The organism is Flavobacterium sp., assembly GCF_030146175.1.
In the GTDB taxonomy this organism is placed as follows: domain Bacteria; phylum Bacteroidota; class Bacteroidia; order Flavobacteriales; family Flavobacteriaceae; genus Flavobacterium.
The window spans coordinates 24,486-43,613 of the sequence record NZ_JASLCE010000043.1; the positions used below are offsets into that span (position 1 = coordinate 24,486).

The 19,128-nt window shown below is 41.4% G+C and carries 20 protein-coding genes; 11 read left to right on the top strand and 9 right to left on the bottom strand.

From position 1 onward, the window contains the following. Positions 1 to 48 precede the first annotated feature (48 nt). A complete protein-coding gene (locus Q1R07_RS04930; protein WP_300486617.1) occupies positions 49 to 2,265 on the bottom strand; it encodes an FUSC family membrane protein in 2,217 nt (738 codons plus the stop codon). Positions 2,266 to 2,463: 198 nt separating this feature from the next. Between Q1R07_RS04930 and def the strand changes: the two genes are divergently transcribed. From def to Q1R07_RS04955, 5 genes are all read left to right on the top strand, one after another. Beyond that, entirely contained in the window at positions 2,464 to 3,051 is a 588-nt protein-coding gene (gene def / locus Q1R07_RS04935; protein ID WP_300486620.1) for a peptide deformylase, read from the top strand. A gap of 56 nt (positions 3,052 to 3,107) precedes the next feature. After that, the gene (locus Q1R07_RS04940; RefSeq protein ID WP_300486623.1) at positions 3,108 to 3,536 is read left to right on the top strand and encodes a DUF5606 domain-containing protein; all 429 of its coding nucleotides are present in this window, start codon (positions 3,108 to 3,110) and stop codon (positions 3,534 to 3,536) included. Between the two features lie 70 nt (positions 3,537 to 3,606). Beyond that, complete coding sequence (gene mazG / locus Q1R07_RS04945) at positions 3,607 to 4,380, top strand: nucleoside triphosphate pyrophosphohydrolase (protein ID WP_300486626.1); 774 nt, start codon at positions 3,607 to 3,609, stop codon at positions 4,378 to 4,380. Position 4,381: 1 nt separating this feature from the next. Beyond that, complete coding sequence (locus Q1R07_RS04950; RefSeq protein WP_300486627.1) at positions 4,382 to 4,699, top strand: antibiotic biosynthesis monooxygenase; 318 nt, start codon at positions 4,382 to 4,384, stop codon at positions 4,697 to 4,699. 18 nt (positions 4,700 to 4,717) lie between these two features. Next, positions 4,718 to 5,854, top strand: coding sequence for a hypothetical protein (locus Q1R07_RS04955; protein ID WP_300486630.1), 1,137 nt, complete (start codon positions 4,718 to 4,720; stop codon positions 5,852 to 5,854). 167 nt (positions 5,855 to 6,021) lie between these two features. On the opposite strand, the gene fabF is transcribed toward Q1R07_RS04955, so the two are convergent. From fabF to Q1R07_RS04980, 5 genes are read right to left on the bottom strand one after another with little or no spacing between them, the layout of a single operon-like run. Next, entirely contained in the window at positions 6,022 to 7,260 is a 1,239-nt protein-coding gene (gene fabF / locus Q1R07_RS04960; RefSeq protein WP_300486632.1) for a beta-ketoacyl-ACP synthase II, read from the bottom strand. A 37-nt stretch (positions 7,261 to 7,297) separates the two neighbouring features. Next, positions 7,298 to 7,843 (bottom strand): TetR/AcrR family transcriptional regulator, encoded by a 546-nt coding sequence (locus Q1R07_RS04965; protein WP_300486635.1) that lies wholly within the window; start codon positions 7,841 to 7,843, stop codon positions 7,298 to 7,300. A gap of 47 nt (positions 7,844 to 7,890) precedes the next feature. Beyond that, a complete protein-coding gene (locus tag Q1R07_RS04970; RefSeq protein ID WP_300486638.1) occupies positions 7,891 to 8,325 on the bottom strand; it encodes a hotdog domain-containing protein in 435 nt (144 codons plus the stop codon). 14 nt (positions 8,326 to 8,339) lie between these two features. Then, the gene (locus Q1R07_RS04975) at positions 8,340 to 9,512 is read right to left on the bottom strand and encodes an acetyl-CoA C-acyltransferase (protein WP_300486641.1); all 1,173 of its coding nucleotides are present in this window, start codon (positions 9,510 to 9,512) and stop codon (positions 8,340 to 8,342) included. Between the two features lie 44 nt (positions 9,513 to 9,556). After that, positions 9,557 to 10,141 carry a TetR/AcrR family transcriptional regulator gene (locus tag Q1R07_RS04980; protein ID WP_300486643.1) on the bottom strand — a complete coding sequence of 195 codons (585 nt, stop codon included), beginning with the start codon at positions 10,139 to 10,141 and terminating at the stop codon, positions 9,557 to 9,559. A gap of 120 nt (positions 10,142 to 10,261) precedes the next feature. Here Q1R07_RS04980 and Q1R07_RS04985 point away from each other — a divergent pair, with 120 nt between their 5' ends. Further along, complete coding sequence (locus Q1R07_RS04985; RefSeq protein ID WP_300486646.1) at positions 10,262 to 10,876, top strand: LpxA family transferase; 615 nt, start codon at positions 10,262 to 10,264, stop codon at positions 10,874 to 10,876. Here the strand turns inward: Q1R07_RS04985 and Q1R07_RS04990 are convergent. Continuing rightward, entirely contained in the window at positions 10,862 to 12,034 is a 1,173-nt protein-coding gene (locus Q1R07_RS04990) for an MFS transporter (protein ID WP_300486649.1), read from the bottom strand. The two genes, Q1R07_RS04985 and Q1R07_RS04990, sit on opposite strands and share 15 nt — an antisense overlap. Positions 12,035 to 12,311: 277 nt before the next feature. Here Q1R07_RS04990 and Q1R07_RS04995 point away from each other — a divergent pair, with 277 nt between their 5' ends. The 3 genes from Q1R07_RS04995 (at position 12,312) to Q1R07_RS05005 (ending at position 15,166) form a co-directional block, all read left to right on the top strand. Continuing rightward, positions 12,312 to 12,719: a hypothetical protein gene (locus tag Q1R07_RS04995; protein WP_136402666.1), complete on the top strand. Its 408-nt coding sequence runs from the start codon at positions 12,312 to 12,314 to the stop codon at positions 12,717 to 12,719. Between the two features lie 167 nt (positions 12,720 to 12,886). Beyond that, positions 12,887 to 13,351, top strand: a complete 465-nt coding sequence (locus tag Q1R07_RS05000; protein ID WP_300486656.1) for a protease complex subunit PrcB family protein — start codon at positions 12,887 to 12,889, stop codon at positions 13,349 to 13,351. A gap of 165 nt (positions 13,352 to 13,516) precedes the next feature. Continuing rightward, the gene (locus Q1R07_RS05005; protein ID WP_300486659.1) at positions 13,517 to 15,166 is read left to right on the top strand and encodes a patatin-like phospholipase family protein; all 1,650 of its coding nucleotides are present in this window, start codon (positions 13,517 to 13,519) and stop codon (positions 15,164 to 15,166) included. On the opposite strand, the gene Q1R07_RS05010 is transcribed toward Q1R07_RS05005, so the two are convergent. Next, a complete protein-coding gene (locus tag Q1R07_RS05010) occupies positions 15,150 to 16,139 on the bottom strand; it encodes an alpha/beta hydrolase (protein ID WP_300486662.1) in 990 nt (329 codons plus the stop codon). The genes Q1R07_RS05005 and Q1R07_RS05010 overlap by 17 nt on opposite strands. Positions 16,140 to 16,282: 143 nt before the next feature. Here Q1R07_RS05010 and cls point away from each other — a divergent pair, with 143 nt between their 5' ends. Together cls and Q1R07_RS05020 are read left to right on the top strand one after the other, a co-directional pair. Continuing rightward, a complete protein-coding gene (gene cls, locus Q1R07_RS05015) occupies positions 16,283 to 17,758 on the top strand; it encodes a cardiolipin synthase (protein ID WP_300486665.1) in 1,476 nt (491 codons plus the stop codon). An 82-nt stretch (positions 17,759 to 17,840) separates the two neighbouring features. Beyond that, positions 17,841 to 18,587: a metallophosphoesterase family protein gene (locus Q1R07_RS05020; protein WP_300486668.1), complete on the top strand. Its 747-nt coding sequence runs from the start codon at positions 17,841 to 17,843 to the stop codon at positions 18,585 to 18,587. A gap of 7 nt (positions 18,588 to 18,594) precedes the next feature. On the opposite strand, the gene Q1R07_RS05025 is transcribed toward Q1R07_RS05020, so the two are convergent. After that, entirely contained in the window at positions 18,595 to 19,041 is a 447-nt protein-coding gene (locus Q1R07_RS05025) for a nuclear transport factor 2 family protein (RefSeq protein ID WP_300486671.1), read from the bottom strand. Positions 19,042 to 19,128 lie beyond the last annotated feature (87 nt).

Below are 19,128 nucleotides of genomic sequence, written 5' to 3' on the forward strand. Positions count from 1 at the left end.
GTATTTTTCCAGACCTGACAGGTTTCAAAAACCTGTCAGGTCTAACTTCTATTCTACATTTTTATTTTTTAGTGCAATAGTAGCTTTTAAAATATTTTCCGAAAGGTTGGTCAGCCAGATTAACTGTTCGATGACCAATTGCGCTTCTTCCAGTTTTAGTTTAAAATCGACATCATTTTCCAGATCTTCGTGAAGCTCTTTGGCCCGAATGCTCTTTAATTCTGAAAAACTGACTTCCAGTTTGGTGCGTTCTTCTTCCGAAAGCAAATCACTTTTCGTATTATTCAATACGGCAATCGCCTGATCAAGATTTCGAACCACGGTATTGACCACGATATTAAAAGCTTCCGAAGCCTTGGTGGTTTTATGGGATTGGACATAAGTACCTATCGATGCCAGTGACGATAATAAGGTATGGTTGAGTACCGCCAGTTTAAAAACCTGCGACTTCTGACGTTGTTTGGATTTCGGTTCCTGAATCATACGCTGAAACGAAGCCATCAGGTTCCCGATTTCGATAAAAGCATGTTTCCGCGCCAGTTTATACGACGTGGTTACCTCGCCTTTTTTATTGTAAAAAACACTGATTTCCAGTAGGTATTCCCGGTTGGCGGCAATCGCTTTTTCAAGGAAAGTCCGCACGTTTAGAAATTCCCAGGAAGGCCATAACAGGTAACTTGCTGTAAAGGAAAGTACCGCACCTACAAGCGTATCGAGAATACGGTATTGAATTACTTCGTTTACATTTGGAGTTAATATCCCGTAAATAAAAATCACATAAATCGTAACAAAAGTTGCCCCGATCTTATAATTGGTATTTGAAAATGTAAAGCCCAAAAGCATCGAAATCACGCATAAAACGCCTAAAATCGTATGATTGTTGGTGATATACAGAAAACCGAAAGCGATAATACCTCCTAAAACGGTTCCCAATATCCGTTCGATCGAACGCTGTTTGGTAAGCCCGTAACCCGGACGCATGATCACGACAATCGTTAACAGAATCCAATACGGATTCTGGAACGGTAAAAACTGTCCGATGATATATCCCAGTAACAACGTAATCGTCATCCGTAGGGAATGGCGGAAAAAAGTAGAGGAAAAACTCAGGTTTTCGACCAATGTATTCCAACGGTAATTTTGTGGTGTCAGGAATTTTTCAATGTCCTTATTTCTGTTTTTATAATCCTGAAGGTTGATGGAATCGGAAAAAACACGTTCCAATACCTTGATTTTTTCAATCTGACGTTCGGCATAATGCAACATATTGTTGAGCATCAGTACGCCTTCATAAGCTTCGACTTTGCCTACGTTTTGTTCGTAGGCCGCGATAACTCTTTGTAAGGCTTCCAGATCTTCCAGTAACGAATGTCGGGACGTATATTTGGTGCCTTTTTCGATACTTCGGGCAATTTTCTTCAGGCTGGCGGCAAGATTATACGCTAGATTCTGATAGGTTGCCAGTACTTTCTGATGTTCGGCAAACTTTTTATGTAATTTATCGTAATCGAATGCTGTTGATAAAGCCAATTCCAGAATATCGACCATTGTGGTAAAAACGATCAGCATCTTACGGTTATGATTCGAGTTGGACGAGCTGTTGTTTCGGATTAAAAACTCGCGCAGGTTCTCGTGAATCGCATTAATTTCAACCTGTAAGTGCAATTGTTTTTCGATGATTTTGGATTTGTTGGCGTCGATATTCCAAAGATCACCTCTCAATTTCAGGTATTTGGACGTGAGTCGGATGCAATCTACGGTCTGTAATTCGACATAGCGTTTCGGGCGGATAAAATAGAAAAGCAGTGAAATCAGGATATAAAAAAGACCGCCAACGGCAATCCATACACTATGCATGATCAAATCCCAACCTTTATAATCGTGACTAAAAGCCAGTGCGATGGCAATAAGTCCGGAAAACGAAACCAGATTTGCCCGTTGTCCGTAGGCCGATAACATCGAAAGGAAAAACAACGTAATACCCATTACCGGATATAAAACCCAGGGATGGTGACTACAGGCGCTGATCAATAAGGTACAGGCCGCACCGAGGAAAACCGCAACCAGCAAACCGTTTATTTTGTGTTTCAGATTCCCGTGAATATCGCTCGGAAAAGCCATAATCGTTCCCAATGCAACGGTAAAGCCAATGCTGGAATAATCCAGTCGGGCAAAAACGATAAATGGAATTACAGCGGCAAGGGTAACTTTAAAAGCATTCGTGAAGTTGGTACTGTCGATGAATTTTCTAATTTGATATAGCATTGTCACAGTGTTAAAAACAAAGGTAGAAAATGTAAAAAAAGTAAGCATAAAATTAAGAATGATTTTGCATAAAAATGTTTAAAAAAAGTCAAATCCGGAGAATCGGTATCGGAATCTGTAAAAAATCATTACTTTTGCGCACGGATTAAGGGTATGATTTTTGCTTTTAATCCACGTAAATCCTTTAAAATAAGAATAATGATTTTACCTATTATCGGATATGGGGATCCCGTACTGCGCAAAGTATGTGATGAAGTGACGCAGGATTACCCGAAATTGAAAGAAACGATAGCAAACATGTACGATACGATGTATAATGCCTATGGTGTTGGTTTGGCCGCGCCGCAGGTAGGAATGCCGATTCGCATCTTTATCATCGATTGTGAACCGTTTAGCGATAGTGAAGATCTGACGCAGGAAGAACAGGAACTGTTAAAAAACTTCCGCAAAACGTTTATCAATGCCAAAATTTTAAAAGAAGAAGGCGAAGAGTGGGGATTCAACGAAGGTTGTTTGAGTATTCCGGATGTTCGGGAAGATGTATTCCGTAAAGAACAGATCACAATCGAATATTACGACGAGGACTTTAACAAGCATACCGACGTGTACGACGGATTGATTGCCAGAGTAATCCAACACGAATACGATCATATCGAAGGAATATTGTTTACGGACAAAATTTCGTCCTTGAAAAAAAGATTAATTTCAAAAAAATTACAAAACATTATGGAAGGCAAAACGCGTCCGGATTATAAAATGAAATTTATTGCCAAAAAAGGGCGATAATTTTTGTTTTTCAATTCAAAGATTAGATATTTGTCATCCTTTAAAAAAATAGAAAAATGAGCATCGAAAGAATATTAGCAATTTCAGGAAAACCAGGTTTATACGCATTAAAATTACAAACCAGAACCGGATTTGTAGCCGAATCATTATTAGACGGTAAAAAAATCACGGTTGGTTTACGTAGTAATGTAAGTTTACTGTCTGAAATTTCAATCTATACCTATGATGGAGAAATCCGTTTGGCAGAAGTTTTCAGAGCAATTGCTGAAAAAGAAGACAACGGACCTGCGATTTCACACAAAGAAGATAACGCAACATTGGAAACCTATTTCAGAGAAGTATTACCGGAATTTGACGAAGACAGAGTATATGCTTCCGATATTAAAAAAGTATTGAACTGGTACAACATGTTACAGGCTAACGGATTGGTGTCGAAAGAAGCACCGGCCGAAGCAGCTGAAACAGAAACAGCTACTGAAGAATAATTGCTGAAACACTTATAAAATAATCCTGCCTTCGGGCGGGATTTCTTATTTTTACACAAATTCTGAACCTATGAATACACGACAGCAGCAACTGGACGCTTTTAATCGCTTACTCGATATTATGGAAGACCTACGGGCAAAATGTCCCTGGGATAAAAAGCAAACGCTGGAAAGCCTTCGCCATCTTACGATTGAAGAAGTTTATGAACTGGGCGATGCGATTCTGGATAACGATCTGGACGAAATCAAAAAAGAACTGGGCGATGTCTTGTTGCATATCGTTTTCTATGCTAAAATCGGAAGTGAAAAAGAGGCATTCGATATCGGCGATGTAGCCAATTCCATTTGTGACAAGCTCATTGATAGACATCCGCATATCTATGGCGATACGGTCGTAGAAAACGAAGAACAGGTCAAACAGAATTGGGAAAAATTAAAACTCAAAGAAGGTAAGAAATCCGTTTTGGAAGGCGTACCTAAAAGTCTGCCGGCATTGGTAAAAGCCAGTCGGATTCAGGATAAGGTAAAAGGAGTCGGTTTCGACTGGGAAGAACCGCATCAGGTATGGGATAAGGTTCAAGAGGAATTGGAAGAATTGCAGGTTGAAGTCCAAAAAGGCGATCAGGACAAGGTTGAAGCCGAGTTTGGCGATGTGTTGTTTTCGATGATCAACTATGCTCGTTTTCTAAATGTAAATCCGGAAGATGCCTTGGAGCGAACCAATAAAAAGTTTATCAAACGTTTCCAGTATCTCGAAAGTAAAGCCGCCGAAATGGGAAAACCGCTGGCCGATATGACCCTGGCCGAAATGGATGTTTTCTGGGAAGAAGCTAAAAAACACTAAAATGATCGCACAAACACCGGAACCGCCGTATTATGCGGTGATCTTTACATCCGAACGAACGGAAATTGACGACGATTATGGCCTAACAGCCGATCGTATGGTCGAACTTGCCAAACAGCAACCCGGTTTTCTAGGAGTGGAATCGGCACGAAATGCGATTGGGATTACGGTTTCCTACTGGACCGATTTGGAAGCGATTACCCACTGGAAAAAAAATGTCGAACATACCATTGCCCGCGAAAAAGGACGTACCGACTGGTATCGCGTTTTTAAAGTGCGTATTGCCAAAGTGGAACGCGATTATGGTTTTGAAAAATAAAAGATAACAAACGAACAGATGAATAAAATTACCCTACTGTTTTTATTGACAGTTAACGTTCTTTTTGCACAAAAAAATAGTACAGTTGCCGAAATCGCCATACAGGTAAAACCCGGCACAACAGAAGAATTGGTATACGGTTTTGCCGAAGGTGATCAGATTTTGCTCACTTTTGAAGAGGAAAATGGAAAAAAGCTAAACGAAGTATCGGTTTCGGAATTTCCGGACATCCTTAAATTTAAAGCGATGGATGTCAAAAAAGTAAAAAAACAGGCCATTGTGGTGAATCATAAAGGGGTTTATAAATTCCTTTTTAAAAATACCGATAAGGAACCCAAACAGCTTTCGGTATTGATACAACGTATACCGGCAACTGAAGAAAACCGGAATTTCAATACGACGGTCAAATGGGTAACGGAACAGGACACGACCTGGAATTCGTTTACCAAAGAAGTTGTGGTGGGTTATGATACGTTATATGTTCGTAAAACCCGAAAGGTAGTTACTTTCGAAAAGAAATATGAGGAAATGGTGGTTGACAAAAGTCAGCGGGTGAGTGCCAAAACAAGTCTGGATCCGAGTCAATCGGGGATCTTTTTTGCACTACCGGGGAATACCATTACGGCAGACGAAACCAAAAAAGTAGTGGCCTGGGCATATTGGGTTGGCGTTGGAAAAGAAAGCAATGATTATTGGCAACAAAACCGTAAGGTTATCGTAGGCGCTGTTCAGGGCGCGACAACGATTTTTACCAGTCCGTTAGGTGGACTTGCGGCCGGAGCGGTGACCAACTTGGCGTTGCCGTCTATTGGGGAAGACGTGGAATATGCTTTGGTAAACGAAGAGAACAAAAAGTTATACCTTCAGGGAAAACCGATTAAATCCTACGATTTCGGAAAAGGAATTGCAACCTCGAAACGCTTTACCGAACTGGGAATGTTACAGGGGAAATTTTATGTGATGTTGAAAAATGACAACTACGTACAGCCTATCGATGTGAATGTAAAAGTGTCGGCTATTATAGAACATAAAAAGTTTAAAGAGGAGACCTATATGGACAAACAGATCAGTCCGAAATATGAAAAAAAGATATTGTCCGAACCGAATATCGTAACCCGGAAATTCCCGGCAACGTTCGATTATAAACGGAAATAGAAAGAGAATAAAGAGGAAAGAATAAAGAGAAAAGAGGCTGGAAATTCCAGCCTCTTTTTGTTTTACACCTGACAGGTTTCTAAAAAGCTGCTTTGATCAAAGCAGCTTTTTTTATTACGTGCTACACCTGACAGGTTTCAAAAACCTGTCAGGTGTGAAAAATAAGATTATATCTTTTTAAAGATCACAATTCCATTATGACCACCAAAACCGAATGCGTTACTCATAGCAACATCCACTTTTTTCTCAAGTGCCTGATTCGCTACGATATGAATGCCTTCCGGAATATTTGGATCAACGTCATCTAAATTGATGGTTGGCGGAATAATACCGTGATTAATCGCTTTAATCGATAGTATGGCTTCGATCGCACCGGCAGCACCTAATAAGTGCCCGGTCATCGATTTGGTTGCGCTTACGCTAAGATTCGGACTGTTAGCAAATACTTTTTTAACAGCGGTTAACTCACTCACGTCACCAACAGGAGTGGAAGTCGCGTGCATATTCAGATAATCCACCTGATCCGGAGTCAATTGCGCTTCTTCAAGAGCCAACTCCATCGCTTTAGCGGCACCGATTCCTTCCGGATGCGGTGATGTCATATGATAAGCATCGGCCGTCATTGACGCACCTACGATTTCCGCATAAATTTTAGCCCCTCTTTTTACCGCATGATCATAATCTTCCAGAATTAAGGCTCCGGCACCTTCACCCATCACAAACCCGTCGCGATTCACGTCAAAAGGGCGACTTGCCGCTGCCGGATCATCATTGCGGGTCGACATGGCTTTAAGGGCCGAAAAACCACCCATGGAAGCTGGCGTAATCGGTGCTTCCGAACCTCCGGTGATAAATATTTTGGCTTTACCCAGTTTGATATAGTTATACGCATCCATGATCGCGGTATTAGACGTCGCACAAGCCGAAACCGTCGTATAATTGATTCCGCGTAATCCGTATTTCATCGAGATCATTCCCGATGCCATATTGATGATCAATTTCGGAACAAAAAACGGACTAAAACGAGGTGTACCGTCGCCTAAAGTATAATCGCGTACTTCGTTTTCGAACGTCTCCATTCCACCTTGTCCAACGCCCCAAATCACCCCAATATCAAACGGATCGATAGTGGTTAAATCCAATCCGGAATCTTCCATTGCTTCAGCGGCACTATATAAAGCATACTGTGTAAACAAGTCACTACGCTTGATTTCGTTATGGGTCAGATAATTCGAAGGTGTAAAGTCCTTTACCTCACAGGCAATCTGCGATTTGAATTTCGAAGCGTCGAAACGCGTTATTTTGGAGGCTCCGCTAATTCCTTTGATACTGTTGTTCCAGAATTCGGCTACCGTATTTCCAATTGGGGTAAGCGCCCCAAGTCCTGTAATTACAACTCTTTTCATTATTAATGGTTTTCTACTGATAAGTATGTTTAAAAATCTACGTTTCCTGAATATTTTGCTGAATCACCTGGCAAACATCGTTTTGCAATACCTTGTTTAAAAGCAAAGAAGCCAATAACGACGACTGAATGCAATAGGCTTTTGCTTTTGGTGTTTCCGTAAAATGAAAACTACCATCGGCTTTGCCTTTTTCCAGTAAACCGGTGAGCCATTGAAGGATACTTTCGGCCATTTCTTTTAGCTTTTGCTGCATTTCGGGCGATAAGGTATCGTGTACCGGGGACAAAGCACCCATAAGACATACCCATCGATTTTCACGGGTTTTATTATGCATACAGGTATACTGATGCAGTTGCGTCTCATACGGTAATGATTCCCATGCGGCAATGGTTTCCAAAAACTTTTCCGTTGTATGATCAATTACAGCTGCGCCCAAATCCGATTTGGAGGGAAAATAGTAATGTATGGCCGCATTTTTAATGTTCAGTTCTTTGGAAATATCCGCATAACTAAATGCATTATAGCCTTTTGACCGGATCAATTCGTCGGCAAGCCGGATAATATGGGATCGGGTATCCTTCATCGGGACAAAGATATAAATTTTACTTATTAGTAAGTAAGTGTTGTGATTTATTTTATATCGGTACGCAACAAGTTGGTATATCCTTTGGCTAAGAGTCGGGTTTTATCGTGATTCCAGATTTCGCATTGGGCATTTACGATTTGTTTTCCTTTTTTGTTGATGGCTGTTTCGGCAATAATAACATCGTTTTCGCGTGCCGAAGCAAAATAATCGATCACATTATTAATCGTCGGATAAAAATATGGTTCATTATAGGAAATCAGCGTCGCACCGATCGCATCGTCTATTATGGCGGCGATAATACCACCGTGTAACGTGCGATACGGATTCGTCATTTCGTGACGTATCGTGTATTGGAAAACCAGTTTGCCTTCTTCGACTTCAAGCATCGTTGGTCGAAGCCAGTTCATAAAAGGAGATGGAGAAGTACTGACTTCCTTGCCAATATGTTGTTTTAAAAATTCAAAAGCGTCGTTTTTCATAGGATAAAATAAGATTAAAGTTTTTCGAGAACTACTGCCGATGCACCACCACCGCCATTACAGATTGCAGCGACACCATAACGGCCGTTTTCCTGTTCCAAAACGGAGATCAAAGTTGTGATGATTCGGGCGCCGGAAACTCCGATGGGATGCCCCATAGCCACCGCGCCACCGTATACGTTTACTTTTTCGGGCGCAAGACCTAGTATTTGCTGATTGGCCAGAATCACAGCCGAATAGGCTTCGTTGATTTCAAAATAATCGATCGTATCCAAGGTCAGATTTGTCTGTTCCAAGGCTTTTGGAATTGCAAGCGAAGGCGAAGTGGTAAACCATTCCGGAGCTTGTGCTGCGTCGGCATAACCGATAATTCGGGCTACGGGTTTTAGATTGTATTGCGCCACCGCCTCATCGGAAGCCAGTAAAATAGCACAGGCGGCATCGTTTAAATTACTCGCATTCGCAGCGGTTATGGTGCCGTTTTCTTCGAATGAAGGGGCTAGTTTTGCGATTTTTTCCGGGATGATTTTATAAATGTCTTCGTCCTGATCCATAATCCGGGTTTCCTTTTTGTCTTGTAACGTGATCGGAATTATTTCCTTTTTGAATTTACCCGATTGCGTGGCTTCAGTCGCTTTGCGATAGGATTCCAATGCATAGGCATCCTGTGCTTCCCGACTGATATTGAATTTTCGGGCGCAGATTTCGGCGGCATTTCCCATATGAAAATGATGATACGGATCGGTTAGTCCGTCTTTTAAAAGTCCGTCGGTTAGAGTATCGTGTCCCATTTTGGTACCTTTTCGGTGTTGGATATAATGCGGAACATTACTCATGCTTTCCATGCCTCCGGCCAATACAATTTGATCGATTCCCAATTGGATTTGTTGTGCGCCCAACATAACCGCTTTCATACCGGAGGAACAAACCTTGTTGATTGTTGTACAATCTGTTTTGTCCGGAATTCCGGCGGTTAATGCGGCTTGTCTGGCTGGCGATTGACCCAGATTGGCAGAAAGGACGTTTCCTAAATAGACGGAATCAATGGCAGTTGGCGGTACTCCGCTTTGTTCTACAAGTCCGTTTATGGCGATTTTACCTAGTTCGGTGGCACTTAATGCCGATAAGCTACCCTGAAATCCTCCTATAGGAGTACGTCGGGCTAAGATGATGTTTACATTTTTCATAAAATAGTTTTTATACCGATTGGTATATTTTTAAATAAAAAAAATCAGAGTTCCAGTATTAGTTTTCGCAGCGTATGCATAACGGAGCGATTATGGTTTAGTTTTCCAGTTAGTTTGATCATCATACGAGAACCTTCGATCAATGCGATGATTGCCAATGCATTTTCTTCGGCATCGGTTTCGGGTTTGAATTCGCCTTTTTCTTTTCCTTTGTTGATAAGATACGTCAGGGAATCTTTCCAATATAATAAGGCATTTTTAGCCGTCTCTTTTAACGCCGGATGCGTATCGTCTGCTTCGATAGCAGTATTCAGAATCGGACAACCGCCAGCCGGGAAATCGTGCTTGGCGAAATCTTCGTATAAATCCGGATAGCATAACAATTTGTCCCGATAGCTCTTTTGTTCAGCAATGGCGCGGATCACAAGGCTACTCACTTTATTCAGATTGTGTTCCAAAACGGCCAGCGCAACCTCGTCTTTGTTTTTAAAATTGCCGTAAATACTCCCTTTGGTCAAACCGGTTACACTGGTAAGATCCTGTAAAGAAGTACCCCAAAATCCTCTGGAATTAAAGACCGAAGCGGTTTTTTCGATAATAAATTGTCTGGTTTTTTCAGCTTTGCCCATTCGTACGGATAAAAAACAAATATATACCGATTGGTATTATTTCGCAATACTTTTAATTTAAAATTAGTATTTGGAAATGGTGTTTCGCCTATTTTTGTAGTGATAAAACCGCAAAAGACCATGAAATTATTCGATTATGCCCTTGATTTTAAAGCCATTTTTCCGGAATACGAAAACCGGTTTCCGTGGGAAATAACACCGCTAATTCCGGAAATCGTACAAAACTGGATTAATGCGTTACCGGAGGAAGAATATTATATCGACGGCACAATTGCGATCCATAAAACAGCGGTTATCGAAACGGGGGTGATTTTAAAAGGACCAATTCTGATTTCAAAAAACTGTTTTGTTGGCGCACATGCCTATTTACGCGGCGGTGTTTTTTTGGCCGAATCGGTAAAAATTGGTCCGGGATGCGAAATCAAAACCAGTATGCTACTTCCCGGTTCGGCTACGGCTCATTTTAACTTTATAGGCGATAGTATTATCGGAAGTTATGTGAATTTCGAGGCCGGATCCGTGATCGCGAATCATTATAACGAACGGGAAGACAAACAAATAACGGTTCGTATAGGCGTGGAAAACAAGGCAACCGGAGTCGAAAAATTCGGTGCTTTAGTCGGCGATTATTCTAAGATTGGAGCGAACGCAGTTTTATCACCCGGAACCATTTTAGATTCAAGGACGATAGTCGGGCGATTAGCATTAATTGACCAGCAATCAGGCCAATTGTGACCGTTTTCGCAACAACATATAGACTAAAGCAATAACCGCCATTACGGCTGTGGTATACATAATGATTGGAATTTTAGCGATGACATCCTGATAATACCATCCGGCACAAAGCGCACCAAGACCAATACCGGCTTCCAGTGCGATATACATCGTAGCCATGGCCTTTCCGCGATGATCAACATGACTCATATCGACGGTCCAGGCATTTAAAGCCGGTGATAGTATACCCGTTGCGATACCATAAATAGAAGAACCGATCATCAATCCGGTAAACGTATCGGCATAACCGATGACGGCTAACGAAACAAATAGTAAAACCAGTCCGATATTGATCACGCGGATGCGTCCGTATTGATCGGAGGCTTTACCGGCTATAAATCGGATCACTAAAGAGGCGATCGTATACACCATAAAAAACAAACCTTTATTCTCAATTCCCATATGCTGACTCCAATCCGGGATAAGGGTTAGTATCGCGCCATAGGCAATATAAGACAGGAAGGTAACAATAGCAGCCGGAAGTACTTCGATAGCAATAATATCCTTTCGAGAGATTTTTAAAATGGAAAAACGAAAGCGTTCTTTGTCCTTTAGTGTCTCTTTCATATTCATCAGAATCAGGATCGATAACAGCGCAAATAGGGAAGAGGCATAAAACAGTATATTCATCGAAAAATAGAGCTTTATCGAACTCCCGATTGCCGGTCCGATTGCCATTCCGGTACTAAAACAAAGTCCGTGTAATCCCAACGCTTCGCCCCAACGTTCTCTCGGAATAATATCGGCCACATAGGCAGCCGTAGCGGTAGGTTTAAAACCGGTTGAAAAACCATGTAGTAATCGCAGGAATAAAAAGCCGGAAACCGTACTTAAAATCGGGTAAAGGAAACCACAAACAAAGCAAACGATAGAACCGGTAGCCATAACGGGAACGCGTCCCATGGTATCGGTAAGCCGACCGCTAAAAGGTCGTGAAATACCGGCAGTAAGTGTAAATAAAGCGATGATCAAGCCTTTATATTCCGCACCGCCCATACTACTCAGATATTCCGGTAGTTCGGGGATAAGCATATTAAAACTGGCTGAAAATAATAAAGAGCTCAGGCAGACCAAGCCGAAGTGAATATTGTAAATGGGGTGGGATGGCTTAGTAATCATTTCCGATAAAGATTTTAAGCACGCAAAAATACGAACTAAATGCGAGACGATAAAAAATTGTCCGATCTATTTGGAAGCGTTGTGAGGTTATTTTTGATCATCCGATTTGTTAAAAAAATAAAACAGCTTGGGTTTAGTCGGATAAAAACGCATTTTTTGTAAGGTGATTTTGGTTATGTTTTAATTTTGTAAAGTTTTTTTAGTTAAAAAAATAGCGGAGTTAATTATTTTTTTTTATAATTTTAGGAGTAAGTTTCAACCATTAAAATTATAACTAATGAAAAAGTTAACGTTAACCCTTGCTGTATGCGGAATGTTATTCGCAACATCGTGTAAAAAAGAAACACCAAAACCGGAAGAAGAAACAATGGAAGTAGCGCCACCACCGGCACCTGCTGAAATGGAAGCCGACACCAACTCGGATATGGCGAAGTTGGAGGCCGACGTAAAAGCTGCAGAGAAGTCGTTGGAAGAAGCAAAAGCTAAAGGTGACAAAGCTGCCGAAAAACTGGCTCAGGAAGCTGTAGACAAAGCGAAAGCCGCTTGGGAAACAGCAAAAACCAAAACAGTTGAAGCGGCTCAGGACGTAAAAGATGCAGCTAATAAAGCGGCAGAAGACGTTAAAGCCGGAACCGAAAAAGCGAAAGAAGATGCTAAAAACGCTATGGATAAATTGAAAAAATAATTGGCATAAAAAAGAAATAAAAACCGGGATCTTGATTCCGGTTTTTTTATTGTTTTAATTTTAAGGTGTTGATAGATAGTGTTTTATTTATTTTTATTTAAATTTGAAAAGACTTTGGCGCTTGAAGTGTGCCGAATACGCAACAATAACCTAATAAACGAATGACTATGAAAAAAATACTACTTCTTTTTACAGGTTTGCTACTGGTAGCCTGTAGTGACGATGCGACTACGGTTGCGAGCGCTCCACAGGAACAGAATGTCAATTTCCAGTTGGTTGGAAAAGGAAACCTTTACGGCGGCAGTTCCGAAAATATCGGTCAGCAAAATTTAGTGATCAATTCACAAACGGAATGGAATGCGCTAAAAGCAGCAATGGATGCCGTTAATAATACGACCTACCAGTTTACACAAACGGATGTTGATTTTGAGCAATATCAGGTATTGGCCATTTTTGACGAAGTTAAAATGAATGGCGGATGGACAATCGATATCACGGATATTGCCGAAAACCAACAAAACCTGTTGGTTAATCTGGACAATATCAAAACAGGCGATGCGACTACCGTGATTACACAACCCTTTGAAATTGTAAAAATCAAACGCACTGTCAAACCGATCGTATTTGAATAACAAAAATCCGGAATAGTACTACCAATAAGATGAGCCGTAATGGCTCATTTTTATTTTAAGATAATTACAAATACGGCGATAATTGTGTAATTGTTGGAAACATAATGGTAAAGATTTGCGTATTCCGTCATAAATAATGATTTTAGCGTGGCCAAACCCACACCCATGAAAAACATTGCACTCGCCTTTTCCGGAGGCGGATTTCGCGCGGCAGCCTATAGTCTGGGATGTCTGTCGTATCTAAACAGAATTCAATACGAAGGAAAACCGTTATTGCATAATGTCCGTTATATTTCATCGACTTCCGGTGGTAGTATCACCAATTTATCCTACAGCACTTTTCTATTCGAAGGGAAAACGTTTGATGAGTTCTATGCCTTTCTGGATCAGCAGCTCACAGGTGAACAACTTTTGGGTGACGCTATCCGAACCCTGGACAACGCCGCTTCCTGGAAAGAACGACCGCATAAGAGTCGTAATTTGATCAATGCTTTTAGTCTGGTATACGACAAGATGTTTTCCGGAAAAACCTTTGGAGTGTTTTCGAAATCCGAAAAACCGGTACACCTGGAGGAAATCTGCGTGAATGCAACCGAATTTTCAAACGGATTACCGTTTCGTTTCCAGTCGCAAAATGCCGATAAAAAACGATCAGGTGGAAAAATTGGAAACCGCTATATCTATTTTACGCCAAAAGGAAAAACCGTAGCCGATGAGCTTAGATTGGCCGATATTTTAGCCTGTTCGTCCTGTTTTCCGTCCGGTTTTGAACCCATGTTGTTCCCGGAAGACTTTACAGGTCCGAATCTGACTAAAGAGGCGTTGGAAAATGCCATTGCCTATGAAGAAAACGAATATACGCTGTCGGATTACAACCGGGTGGATTTCCTGAAAAATAAAAATTTCGAACAAAAACAATTCGGAATCATGGACGGCGGAATTACCGATAATCAGGGAATCGGGTCTTTTTTAAAAGCGGATGAACGTCGGAAAAAAGCGGATAAATTCGATTTGTTTATCAGTTGTGATGTGAGTAGTTATCTGATGGACGGTTATACGTTGCCGGTGTATAAAAACCGTTGGTATAATGGTTTTTCGCTTCGCAGCATCGGAACGCTGCTTTTTCTGCTGGCATGCGTACTTCCTTTGATGCTGGTTTTGATTGACAATTGGAAACCGTGGCACTATATCGTGGGAACGCTGACCGGAATTTTTTCGACCGTAGTGATCGGATTTATGGTTTCAAAAATGATAAAAGCGGTCCGAAAACCTTCCGAAACCGGATCCTGGAATACGGTGTTTAAAAAATACAGCAGCATATTGTACCGACTGCGTTTTGATATTTTAAAGCACATGTTGTTGTCGCGAGCCAAATCGGTCTTTATTTTGGCCAATGATGTATATCTGAAACAAATCCGACGGATGTATTACGATCGTTTGTTTACGGATAAAAAATACCGCGATAAAGTCATTCAGAATACCATTTACGATCTGAGCCGAACCAATTTTAATACCGACGATGTTTCCATCGATCCGTTATATCCGTCACAAAAGTTAATTGCAGTAGCCGAAAAAGCCCGTACGATGAGTACGACTTTATGGTTCGATTCCCGTCATCAGTCCGAGAAAGTAAAAGAAAGTATTATCGCCACCGGACAGTTTACCACTTGTTATAACCTGTTGCAATACCTGAAAAAAATAAAGGAAACGGATAAAACGCCGGAAATTATCGAATTGGAAGCCGTGTTAAAATCCGATTTTGATGCCTTTAATACAACCCCGTTTTTTATGATCGCGGCTACGGCAACTTCGTAATAAACTGGACAGAACGTTGTAAAGCGGTGGTTCCGGCTTTATGGTCGAGATCAAACTGGTACTCGTGTGGTAGTTTCGGAGTATAGGCATTCGGAAAAAACAAGGTGTCGACCGGAACGCCCAAATGACCTAGATGACGAGCCAATACCTGAGATTGAAACAATAAATCATCTCCGTTTCCGGCCGAAATAAAGGCTGGTGGAAAATGTTTTGTGAGGTATTGATTTACCGAAGCGGTTTTAAAATAAGCATCCGTCAGAAAATCTTTTGTACCGCTATACGACCATAATATAGGTCGGGCGAGCCCTTTAAATCCGGTTTCCACATCGGTTTTTCCAATGTCATATGGCCCGCAATACAAAACCAATCCGGCGATAGGACAAACCGGAGTTTTTGGAACAATCCCCAGTAGTTTGGCATACTCCGGCGATGTAAGTAAAGCGGCGGTTTGTGCTGCGATTTGCGCTCCGGCCGAGTCACCTGCCAAAATCATTTTCGCAGTGCGGATATGCAATCGTTGTTGGTTTTGCATCAGATAGTCCAAGGCTGTATTCAATTGGCGCACCGGACCGGGATAGACTACAGATGGTGCCAGTGCATAGTCAATACTAACCACCGAAAAGCCTTTTGAGGCCAGTATTTTACAATAATTAGCAACCTGTTTTTTATTTCCGGAAAGCCATCCGCCACCGTGAATCCAGACAATGGATGCGCTTATGACTTGGTTTTCGGGATAATATACGTCCAGAAGCGCTTCCGGATCGGTTGGATCATAACATTGATTCTGTATTGTGGTAATACGATCCGGAACGTATTTTTCCAAGGCTTCCGACTTTTTATCGGCGCCGTAATCAAACGCATAGCGGAGTAAAAGCGCCGTAGGCCACGGACTGATTTTTGAAGTAGCATAGCCGGCAATACCCAAAACCAGCAGGGTTCCCAATAACCATAAAATGACTTTTTTACTATTCATGGCGAAGTAACGGTTAGAATTACTTTTAATCCGGATTTCCGGGATACATTCCGGAGTTACACAAATATAGCATTTCTGTTTTTCCTGTTAAAATTTGTTACTGTAACGAAAACAAGGTACATTTAAGGTAAAATCCGGCTTTCATGACTCTGGAAGAATTGATCAATCAGTGGAGCACCTTATTTTTAGCAATTTATTACCTGATCGTAATAGCGGTTTGCTGTATCGTTATATACAATACCAAATCACCGGCCAAAGCATCAGCCTACCTGCTTTTGGTTACTTTCCTTCCGGTAGCGGGTATTTTTGTTTACTTTTCTTTCGGATTTAATTACCGGAAACGGGAAATCTATTCCAAAAAAATCATAAAAGACGATAATTTACTGGCGCAGGTAATCCGGGCGGTTAATGATAATTCCAGAAAGATACTGCAAAACAAACCGGAAGCTTTTGGCAATTTCGACAGTGTAGCGAAGATGGTTTTAAAAAATGAAAACAGCCTGATTTCCGATACGAATTGTGTCGACTTATTGATCAACGGGGAACAAAAATTTCCGCGATTGCTGGACGATATAGCCGCGGCCGAAAAAAACATCCATCTGGAATACTATATCTACGAAGACGATGAAACCGGAAATGCGATTGCCAACCTGCTTATCCGAAAAGCCAGAGAAGGTGTAGCCGTACGCTTTGTTTATGACGCTTTTGGAAGTTCCGGAATCAAAAAACTGGCGCGTCGGCTACGGGAAAACGGCGTCGAAGTCTATCCGTTTTATAAAATCATTTTTTCATTGCTCGCCAATCGTGTTAACAACCGGAATCACCGGAAAATTGCCGTTATCGATGGTAAAATAGGTTATGTAGGCGGGATCAATGTAAGCGACCGCTATATAAACGATTCCCGGTTTGAAAATGATTATTATTGGAGGGATGCCAGTATTCGTATAGCCGGAACCGGCGTTTACAACCTGCAATATACGTTTCTGAGTGATTGGAATTTTGCATCCGGACAAACCTTACAACCGGAAGAATGCTTTTTCCCATCGGGATTAAACCGCGAAAAACCAGGTAATACGATTGTACAAACGGTGGTGAGCGGAGCCGATTCGAAGATGCCGTCCATTATGCTGTCGATGGCGCAAAGCATTGCAGTATCGCGAAAGGAAGTGTTGTTAACGTCACCGTATTTTATTCCGGATGAAACCCTGTTAAATGCCATTAAGGTCGTCGCGTTAAGCGGTGTTCCGGTTAAAGTATTGGTGCCGGGTATTTCCGATTCGAAAATAGTCAATGCCGTATCGGCTTCGTATTACAAGGAACTGATGGAAGCCGGAGTAGCGGTGTATCGCTATCAGAAAGGCTTTGTACACGCCAAAACAATGGTTTGCGACGGACAATTTAGTATGGTGGGTTCGGCCAATATGGACTATAGGAGTTTCGATCTGAATTTTGAAGCCAATGCGATTATTTACGATACGACCATAGCGGAAGCTTTGCGCGCTCAGTTTTACAAAGATCTCGACGATTCCGAGCAGATTGATCCGATACAATGGCGAAAACGATCCCGAATGCAAAAATTTAAAGAACGTCTGGTACGTTTGGCCGCTCCATTAATGTAACTGATCGTTATAAAAAGAGGATCATCGGAAAATTAATATCCAAACTGTCAAATGCTGTACCTTTGTAGTAAACTCCAGGCCTATGAGTAGAATAGCTATTTTTAGTGATGTACATGGAAACCTTCCGGCTTTAAAAGCCATTTTAACCGATTTGGATCTGCGAAAACCCGATCAGGTATATTGTTTGGGCGATCTGGTCGATTTTGCACCCTGGCCGAATGAAGTCATCGAATTATTGCGAAGCCATCGCATTCCTTGTATCATGGGAAATCACGACGAACGCATTGCTTTCGATTATCCGGTGATTCCGTTGAAAAAACACTCCGAAGACGAAACCCAGGCACGGATACAAGCTGTTGATCATACCCGAGATACCATTACGCCCGGAAATAAAGACTTTTTAAGTAAGCTACCACAAAAAATCAGGCTGACGTTTACGCAACAGGAACGCGAGCTTGCGCTTTTACTGGTACACGGTAGTACAAGGAGTAACGAGGAATATATTTATGAAAACCATAATGAGGCCGATCTGTACGACATGATGGCGCAGGAAAATACCGATATTTTGGTTATGGGACATACGCACCAATCGTATATCCGAAACATAAAAGCAGGAGAAGCTACTGAAAAACTGGCCTTGAATTGCGGTTCGGTGGGACGTTCCAAAGAAGGCGAATCCATGGCAACCTATTTGTTACTGGACATTGGAACGACAACGGTAACCGTAGAAATCATCAAATTGCCGTACCCGGTCGAAGAAACGGCCGATGCGATTATGGCAAGCGGTATTCCCGATTTTTACGCCAATTTTCTATTGTTACAACGTTAGGAAGTGGTTATTCGAAATTGTCGTAATACGTAAAATCTTTACTGATCATTCCATTTTCAATAGTGAAAATAGTACAGATCGGAAGCAGGAACCGGGATTTATCCGGTGCTGTACCACTCGAAGTAAACTCTACTACCACATGATGTTCTCCGGCCAGATAAATCGTCGAAACGCTATCTTTAAGATCGGGGAACAGTTGCGCTAATTCCGTATATTTTTTAATGATCTGATAACGGGATTGCTTTACGACTTCCGGACCGAGCGACGGATCCCGAAATTCGGCTGTTTCGGTATACATTTCGGATAATTTTACCCAATCGTGCTTGTTAAAATAGTCGAAATACTGTTGGATCAGTTTTTCGTTTTGGTGTAACGTTTCTTTTCGATCTGTTTTTTTATCGGAACAAGACACCATTACCACTAAGGCGAACAAGGCTAAGACAAGATTTTTCATAAGCGTATCGATTAGATATAATTGTAAAAGTCACAGAAATTTAGTAATTTAAAACCAAATAAAAGTTTCTTCTGACAGGAAATTTTG

Bases quoted from the DNA above. Each gene is read 5' to 3' on its own strand.
- fabF (WP_300486632.1), bottom strand. From the start codon at position 7,260: ATGAAAAGAGTTGTAATTACAGGACTTGGGGCGCTTACCCCAATTGGA.
- Q1R07_RS04970 (WP_300486638.1), bottom strand. From the start codon at position 8,325: ATGAAAAACGACGCTTTTGAATTTTTAAAACAACATATTGGCAAGGAA.
- Q1R07_RS05000 (WP_300486656.1), top strand. From the start codon at position 12,887: ATGAAAAAAATACTACTTCTTTTTACAGGTTTGCTACTGGTAGCCTGT.
- mazG (WP_300486626.1), top strand. From the start codon at position 3,607: ATGAATACACGACAGCAGCAACTGGACGCTTTTAATCGCTTACTCGAT.
- Q1R07_RS04975 (WP_300486641.1), bottom strand. From the start codon at position 9,512: ATGAAAAATGTAAACATCATCTTAGCCCGACGTACTCCTATAGGAGGA.
- Q1R07_RS05010 (WP_300486662.1), bottom strand. From the start codon at position 16,139: ATGAATAGTAAAAAAGTCATTTTATGGTTATTGGGAACCCTGCTGGTT.
- def (WP_300486620.1), top strand. From the start codon at position 2,464: ATGATTTTACCTATTATCGGATATGGGGATCCCGTACTGCGCAAAGTA.
- Q1R07_RS04965 (WP_300486635.1), bottom strand. From the start codon at position 7,843: ATGAAGGATACCCGATCCCATATTATCCGGCTTGCCGACGAATTGATC.
- Q1R07_RS05025 (WP_300486671.1), bottom strand. From the start codon at position 19,041: ATGAAAAATCTTGTCTTAGCCTTGTTCGCCTTAGTGGTAATGGTGTCT.
- Q1R07_RS04950 (WP_300486627.1), top strand. From the start codon at position 4,382: ATGATCGCACAAACACCGGAACCGCCGTATTATGCGGTGATCTTTACA.
- Q1R07_RS04980 (WP_300486643.1), bottom strand. From the start codon at position 10,141: ATGGGCAAAGCTGAAAAAACCAGACAATTTATTATCGAAAAAACCGCT.
- Q1R07_RS04930 (WP_300486617.1), bottom strand. From the start codon at position 2,265: ATGCTATATCAAATTAGAAAATTCATCGACAGTACCAACTTCACGAAT.
- cls (WP_300486665.1), top strand. From the start codon at position 16,283: ATGACTCTGGAAGAATTGATCAATCAGTGGAGCACCTTATTTTTAGCA.
- Q1R07_RS04990 (WP_300486649.1), bottom strand. From the start codon at position 12,034: ATGATTACTAAGCCATCCCACCCCATTTACAATATTCACTTCGGCTTG.
- Q1R07_RS04995 (WP_136402666.1), top strand. From the start codon at position 12,312: ATGAAAAAGTTAACGTTAACCCTTGCTGTATGCGGAATGTTATTCGCA.
- Q1R07_RS04940 (WP_300486623.1), top strand. From the start codon at position 3,108: ATGAGCATCGAAAGAATATTAGCAATTTCAGGAAAACCAGGTTTATAC.
- Q1R07_RS04985 (WP_300486646.1), top strand. From the start codon at position 10,262: ATGAAATTATTCGATTATGCCCTTGATTTTAAAGCCATTTTTCCGGAA.
- Q1R07_RS04955 (WP_300486630.1), top strand. From the start codon at position 4,718: ATGAATAAAATTACCCTACTGTTTTTATTGACAGTTAACGTTCTTTTT.
- Q1R07_RS05005 (WP_300486659.1), top strand. From the start codon at position 13,517: ATGAAAAACATTGCACTCGCCTTTTCCGGAGGCGGATTTCGCGCGGCA.
- Q1R07_RS05020 (WP_300486668.1), top strand. From the start codon at position 17,841: ATGAGTAGAATAGCTATTTTTAGTGATGTACATGGAAACCTTCCGGCT.